Below are 6,802 nucleotides of genomic sequence, written 5' to 3' on the forward strand. Positions count from 1 at the left end.
CCAGTCGTTTTATCGCTACAGGACGGGGTGGATTACCCCAAAATCCTAATGAACCGTTGCGGGGACGAGCAGTAATTACTGGTTGGGTAGATTTGCTCCCACAAGCAACACCCAGAGTAACAGATAAATTATCTACAACTGTTACCAAATCTAGTAATGAGATTGTGGAAGCTCAAGGATGGATTGTCGATGCTAAGGGTGATATTATCCTAGTGGCTCAATCTGGGCAAAGTTCTTTTATTCCCTCTGCGATTTCCTGTAATCAATAATTCGTTACCCCAAGAGTATGGGGAGGAATTCCCATGAAACCCAAGAGTCATAAAAACAATCAGTGGCAACGAATGTGTAACGGATGTAACAGATGGTTCATTCGTCTTTTTAAAATCCATGACTTGCCTGTTTTCATTCTCTTGGTTCTGGTGACAGCTTTTTTGTGCGTTATTGCTTTTCCTGTTGTTGCAACTATAAAGATACAACATAGGGAACATCTCACTTTCGTAAAAAGCCTTGTAAAACCTCACCCCAACCCTCTCCCCTTCGACCCTTCGGCAGGCTCAGGGCAGGCGAAGCTCAGGGCATCGCTTAGTAAGGAGAGGGAGCAGGAATCTTGTTTCTCATCTGGTATGTTTGCAAAACTGAGATGCTCTCCACAACATACCGCTTCTTTAGGAGTGTCAATCCAAAATCCGACTGCACAAACACAAGACTTGCTGCAACAGGGTAAAATGCTGTATGAGGCAGGACAGTTTGCAGAAGCGGTTAAAGTTTTGCAACAAGCAGTTAAAATTTATAACAGCCAAGGCAATGAATTGCGGCAAGCTGTGGCATTAAGTAATTTGGCATTGGCATATCAAAAGCTGGGTAATTTGACACCAGCGCAACAGGCAATTATAGATAGCTTGAAGTTGCTTGAAAAATCCTCTAATGCCCAAAATATTCAGGTTCTGGCTCCAATTCTGGATATTCAAGGTAGTATTCAACTAGACTTGGGACAAGCCCAACAGGCACTTAACACTTGGCAACGTGCGGAAGTCAGCTATAAGCAATTAGGTGATCAAAATGGCATTAGCCGCGATCGCATCAACCAAGCACAAGCATGGCAAGTTTTGGGATTTTATCGTCGGGGTTTGACAATCTTGACTCAATTGCAGCAGCAGTTACAATCACAACCTAATTCAGTCACCAAAGCAGTAGAATTACGGTCTTTCGGTGATGCTCTGCAATTGGCGGGAGATTTGAAACAATCTCGTCAGATATTACAGCAAAGTTTGGCAATTGCCCAAAAATTGGATTCTCCCCAGGATGTGAGCGCTGCTCTGTTCAGTTTAGGCAACACAGCACAAGTACAGCAAGATTTTAAAGGGGCAATAGAATTCTATCAGCAAGCTGCGGCGATCGCTCCTAACTCGATTACCAAAGTCCAGGCTGAAATAAATCAGTTGAGCTTGCTAGTGAACACCAGACAAACAGCCGCCGCGCAAACATTATTGCCGCAAATCCAAACTCAACTGGTAGAACTACCTGCTTCTGTGACAAGTATCTATGCGCGGATTAATCTCGCTCAAAGCTTGATGAAATTTGGGACTCCACCCGAAGCGATCGCTCAAATCTGCGCGATCGCCTTGCAACAAGCTCAAGATTTGGCAGATCAGCGAGCCGAAAGCTTTGCCCTTGGTACTCTCGGCAGTGTCTACGAGCAAACTAAACAATGGTCAATTGCCCAGAATCTTACTCAACGCGCACTGATCATAGCCCAAACAATCAACGCCCCGGATATCGCTTATCGTTGGCATTGGCAGTTAGGACGCTTGTTAAAACAGCAGGGAGAGATTAAGGGCGCTATTGCCGCCTATGATACTGCGGTCAGGGAGTTGCAGACTCTCCGTAGTGACTTAGTTGTGGTGAATCGAGATGTCCAGTTTTCCTTTAAAGAAAGTGTAGAACCTGTATATCGAGAGTCAGTAGAATTACTGTTGCAGTTTCAGCCAACTCATCCGAGCCAAGCAACCCTAGACAAAGCTAGACAGAGGATTGAAGCACTGCAACTGGCGGAATTAGATGACTTTTTCCGGGAAGCTTGCATTAATGCCAAAACTATTTTGCTTGACACAGTGGTAGATAAAGATAATCCCACAGCTGCGATCATTTATCCAATTATTCTGCCTTCTGAACTCCAAGTAATTGTCAAAATTCCTAACCAGCCACTGCGTAATTATACAGTACACAAGTCACAGAACGAGGTAGAAGCTACTCTGAAAAAACTCCAAGAGTATCTTTTAGAACCTGATATGACTGAGGAAGTGCAGGCGCTGTCACAAGAAGTCTATGGGTGGTTAATCAAAGAAATTGAGTCAGATTTAAAAGAAAGTGGAGTCAAAACCCTTGTATTTGTACTGGATGGAATATTGCGAAACGTGCCAATGGCTATACTATATGACGGTCAGCAATATCTGGTAGAAAAATATGCTGTAGCACTCAGCTTAGGACTCCAGTTACTCGCACCCAAACCCTTGACACAAACAAAACTTAATGTCCTAGCTGCCGGGTTAGTCCAACCACCACAAAATTTTCAACAGCAATTTCCAGCCTTACCAGAAATTAAATCAGAATTAAACTCCATTTCTCAAGCGATCGCGTCTACCACCGAGTTACTAGATCGGGACTTCAACAGCAAAAACCTAGAGAGTAAGGTGAATGCTGTGCCATTTAATGTGTTACATCTGGCAACCCACGGTCAATTTAGCTCCCGTGCCGAGAATACTTTTATACTTGCTGCTGATGGACCCATCAACGTCACGGAATTTGATAGCCTGCTGCGCCGTCGGGATGAAACTCGCTCAGAAGCCTTGGAAATGCTGGTTTTGAGTGCTTGCGAAACTGCCGCCGGTGACAATCGCGCCACGCTAGGGCTAGCAGGGGCATCCGTGAAAGCTGGTGCCCGTAGTACTTTGGCTTCACTATGGCATATCAGTGATAAATCTACTGCGATCTTAATTGGTGAATTTTATCGTGAGTTAGTTAAAACTAAGGTGACAAAGGCTGAAGCTTTGCGTCGTGCCCAAGTAAAGTTGTTAAAAGATTATCCTAATTACAGTCGTCCTGGGTACTGGGCACCTTATGTTTTAGTTGGTAACTGGCTTTGACAAAGGTGGCCGATTCGGTTCAGCTTCTTTTATTATGGGTAATTTGGCAGTCCTATTAATAAGAGTTTGTTTAGCTAAATTCTCTAAATCTATGGATTTAAGCAAATTCATCCACTCCACCGCTAGAGTTGGATCTTTCGGTTTGGCAAGACGTAATTCAGCCAGAGTCGTCAAGGCATCGTACCAAATACCATTCTCAGCATAAAGCCTTACCCGTTGCTGAGGAGTTGCTTGCTTCAGGTTATCTACTAATTTAGGATTTAGATTAACCCGTTGCACCCATCCTTCCACATTCTCCCGTTCTAGAGGTTGTTGAGGATTGCAAATGATTTTCATCTTGAAAAACCAGTGATATCTCTTGTTTACTTCCAATGGGGGAGTAGTTGCGTTTAAGCGAATACTAATAATTCCTGGTTCTTCTGGTTTTGTTAGATAAAGAGTTTGACTTAGTTTAGTTGACTCATCTTTGAGAACAAACTCAATAGAATGAATTGTAGATTTTTTATAGGGGACAAAAAACCAAAAAGTTGGATGTTTCTCGGTCGTCAACCCCCAAACTTTAGTAACCGAAACTGCTTCGGTTTCTCCTTGGTTAATTGTCTGTTTATATACAGGGACAAGTGCAATTACAGACTGATTACCAACACTACAACCACGACTTGCAGCTCCTCCGCGATCGCCTGCTGCACCCCTGTCTGGAGGAGGTGGAGGAGGCGCAAACGTAATCGGAACCGCAGCAACTGGTGTCATCCAAATCATTGGATAATAGGCGACAATTCCCAACAAAGCCATCCCGAATGCAGCGATTAATTGGATTTTTTGCAAATAGCTTTTCATAGAGAATTAGGAGTTATACAATTTGGGATTCTGGATTTGGGATTAGGCAAAACTTATACAGCAATACTTTTGAAAATTTATTATAAATCAAACTTTGTTAATTTTTAAATTTTATGTTTAAGTAAGTTGTAGCTATTAAACTATTACCTCCTAAAGCCAACATAGCAGGAATCAGGGGAACCCAACAACTATATGCAATCAAAAATATAAAACAGCTGCCGGATAAACTTGTAATAGCTATCCCTCCTGCCAAGCTTAAGTAAGTGAATCTGTGCAGATAAGCAGTAAGTAAACCGCCTAAAAAAGACCAGCCCCAAATCCAAATTACTTCACCCCAAAGTGGCCAAGTCCACAACAGAGGTTGTCCATCCAAAGCGGCACTGAGCAGTTGACTGACCATTTGGGCTTGTAAAAATACTCCTGGTATTGCCTGTAATTTCCCTTGAGGAGTGGTATAGGGAGTTAACCAGTAATCACCAAAAGTTTCTGCTGTTGTGCCAATAATCACTATCCTATCTTTGACTGCATTGGGATTTAACTTACCCGTTAGCACTTGTCCCAAGGTAATACGTGGTGCGTTGGCGAAGCCTACCGAAGTTATCGCTTCTGGGGTACCAGGGGAACGATAATTTAACAAAATTTGGTGTCCCAAAGCGTCAACCCCTTGATAACCTCCGGTATGAGCTTCTATTGGTTTAAATGTCAGCTTCCCTAATTGCCACGCCCCATCAGGGGTAAATCGCAACTGAATTCCCTTGGTGTACAGGTAACGCAGTGCAAGTTGAACACTCAGGGCATAGGAGGCAGTACAAGGAGATGAGGGTGAGGGAGTTAACGATAACAAATGGCGACGCACGACATTATCTGAATCTATGGCAATATCGCTAAAACCCAGACCCTTTGGAGAAACTTCTGGTGGTGGTTTTACACCTGGTTTTCCGGCTTGGGAATCGCTGAGTTGACACACCCCCACAAAGCGATCGCTTTTTCGCATCCGTTCTGCTAATGCTGGATAATCCTTACTTACTGGATAATCTCGGTATATATCCAAACCAATAACTTGTGGTTGATATCTCTCTAATTTTTCTAAGAGTTGGGCAAGTGATTTGTCTGACAACGAACCCTGAGGTTTTTCCTGTTTTTGCGCCTGCACATCTTCTTCAGTCACAGTGACAATCAGTAGGCGTGAGTCTGGTTTCTCAGGAGGACGCAAGCGTAACAGTTGATCAAACGCACTTAGCTCTAATGGTTGCAGCACACCTAAATACCGTACCCCCGTTAATATTCCAGTCATTACCATGCTCATCAGTAGGATCAATGAGAAGCCAAGCCGATTTGTGATTCTTTTAACAGGGATGGTTTTAGATAAAGATGTCGGAATCTTATCTGCATTTCTACACAATTCCCCCCAATTCAACGGCATCTCCGCAGGATTTTGACAGATGACAGGCAACCATGTCGCGCAGGGAAATTGATTTTCTAACCCCTGTAACCTTTCTCGTGCTTCCCTTACGGCTAAATACAACAAGTCTCCCCGCGCGAAGGCTGACAAAAAATACTTTAAAAACTGCTGCGCCACCCGATCAGGTACAGGCTCTCGCATCACGATGATTTGGGGAATATGCAAACAAGCAAACTCCCGTGCCAATCCCAAGCCATCACAGGAATTGAAAATCGCCAGTTTTAGACCTCGTTCTACTGCCTTTTTCAAGGCATACTTTAACTGGCTAATTGTGAGACTTTCAGTTTGATTGATGTAGATTTTTCCTGTTTGATTCGTTTCCTGAGTAGAACTGTGTCCGGCGAAAAATAGAATCTGCCAATCCTGCTCCCATAGCTGCTCAGTAAGATATTGGCATTGTGGTTCAACTAAAAAAGTGATGTCTGCATTGGGTAACAAATTAAGCAGCGCTTGGTCTGCTTTGGTATCAATTCCTTGGCTGTTACCCAAAATCGCTAAGATTTTTACTTTGTCGTATGTGGTTGTTATTCGCTTGACTTGTTCGTAGGCAGGAGCGCTCAGAGCTATTTCCGCCTGGGGATAGCGTTCTACCAAATCCCAAAGATGCCACGGGAGTTTCTGTAATCGGAGGTCTTTGGTTTGTAAAAGCACACGGATATTATCCGCAAGCATGAGTTTTTCCAACCATTTCTCGCGGATAGGACGAAAGGAATCGCAAGCAAGCCAAGTATTAAAACGTACTTTAAATTCCTCAGTCACTTGCTGGCAGTCTTCTAGGCTGGGGGCTTGGTTAAGTTCCTTAGGTAAACCAATGGGGCGAGATGGCAACCTTAAATTCCGATAAATAGATTGCCAACGGTAATAATCGCGGAGAACTTCCGGGTTGGGGGGAAGCGCACCCGTGATTTCCACACTAGGACGGACATTTTCATCGCCAATCTGTAGGGTCACGGGAAACCCTTGTTCAAAGTTTCCCTCCCCTAATTTTAAAATGACTAACTTGCCCACAGCTAGTTCTCCACAAATGCTGAGTTATATCTATTATCAGTTGCAAACTAGAATGATATGCAGAGGAAACGCATCTTATTTACTAATAAAAACTAAAGAAGATTTCAAAATGACATAGATAATTGTAAAAATTGGGAGAATTATAAACAAAACAAATCAACAAACCTTCAAACATCTAAATTGGCTTATCTCAAGCTGAATTACTATCTATTTAATACTCAAACAACTGATTAATTAGGTATATAAAAGCAAATATATCTGAGAAAAAAAGTGAATTTTTCATGTAAAACATTAGATATCTCCAGAAATTAAATATGCGTTACCCAGAACCCTTGTAGAGACGTAGCAGTGC

At 42.9% G+C, this 6,802-nt stretch carries 3 protein-coding genes and 1 pseudogene; 2 read left to right on the forward strand and 2 right to left on the reverse strand.

The window, feature by feature from the left end; all coding sequences use genetic code 11:
• Window positions 1-269 (forward strand): annotated as a pseudogene (locus HWQ38_RS22035) (hypothetical protein); the annotation flags it as partial.
• 354 nt (window positions 270-623) lie between these two features.
• Window positions 624-3,143 carry a CHAT domain-containing protein gene (locus HWQ38_RS22040; RefSeq protein WP_292797788.1) on the forward strand — a complete coding sequence of 840 codons (2,520 nt, stop codon included), beginning with the start codon at window positions 624-626 and terminating at the stop codon, window positions 3,141-3,143.
• On the opposite strand, the gene HWQ38_RS22045 is transcribed toward HWQ38_RS22040, so the two are convergent.
• Complete coding sequence (locus HWQ38_RS22045) at window positions 3,123-3,980, reverse strand: DUF928 domain-containing protein (protein ID WP_292797790.1); 858 nt, start codon at window positions 3,978-3,980, stop codon at window positions 3,123-3,125. The genes HWQ38_RS22040 and HWQ38_RS22045 overlap by 21 nt on opposite strands.
• A gap of 97 nt (window positions 3,981-4,077) precedes the next feature.
• Window positions 4,078-6,450, reverse strand: coding sequence for a CHASE2 domain-containing protein (locus HWQ38_RS22050; protein ID WP_292797792.1), 2,373 nt, complete (start codon window positions 6,448-6,450; stop codon window positions 4,078-4,080).
• Between the last annotated feature and the right edge of the window lie 352 nt (window positions 6,451-6,802).

The sequence above is a fragment of the Nostoc sp. NMS7 genome (assembly GCF_017115085.1).
In the GTDB taxonomy this organism is placed as follows: domain Bacteria; phylum Cyanobacteriota; class Cyanobacteriia; order Cyanobacteriales; family Nostocaceae; genus Nostoc.

Bases quoted from the DNA above. Each gene is read 5' to 3' on its own strand.
- HWQ38_RS22040 (WP_292797788.1), top strand. From the start codon at position 624: ATGTTTGCAAAACTGAGATGCTCTCCACAACATACCGCTTCTTTAGGA.
- HWQ38_RS22045 (WP_292797790.1), bottom strand. From the start codon at position 3,980: ATGAAAAGCTATTTGCAAAAAATCCAATTAATCGCTGCATTCGGGATG.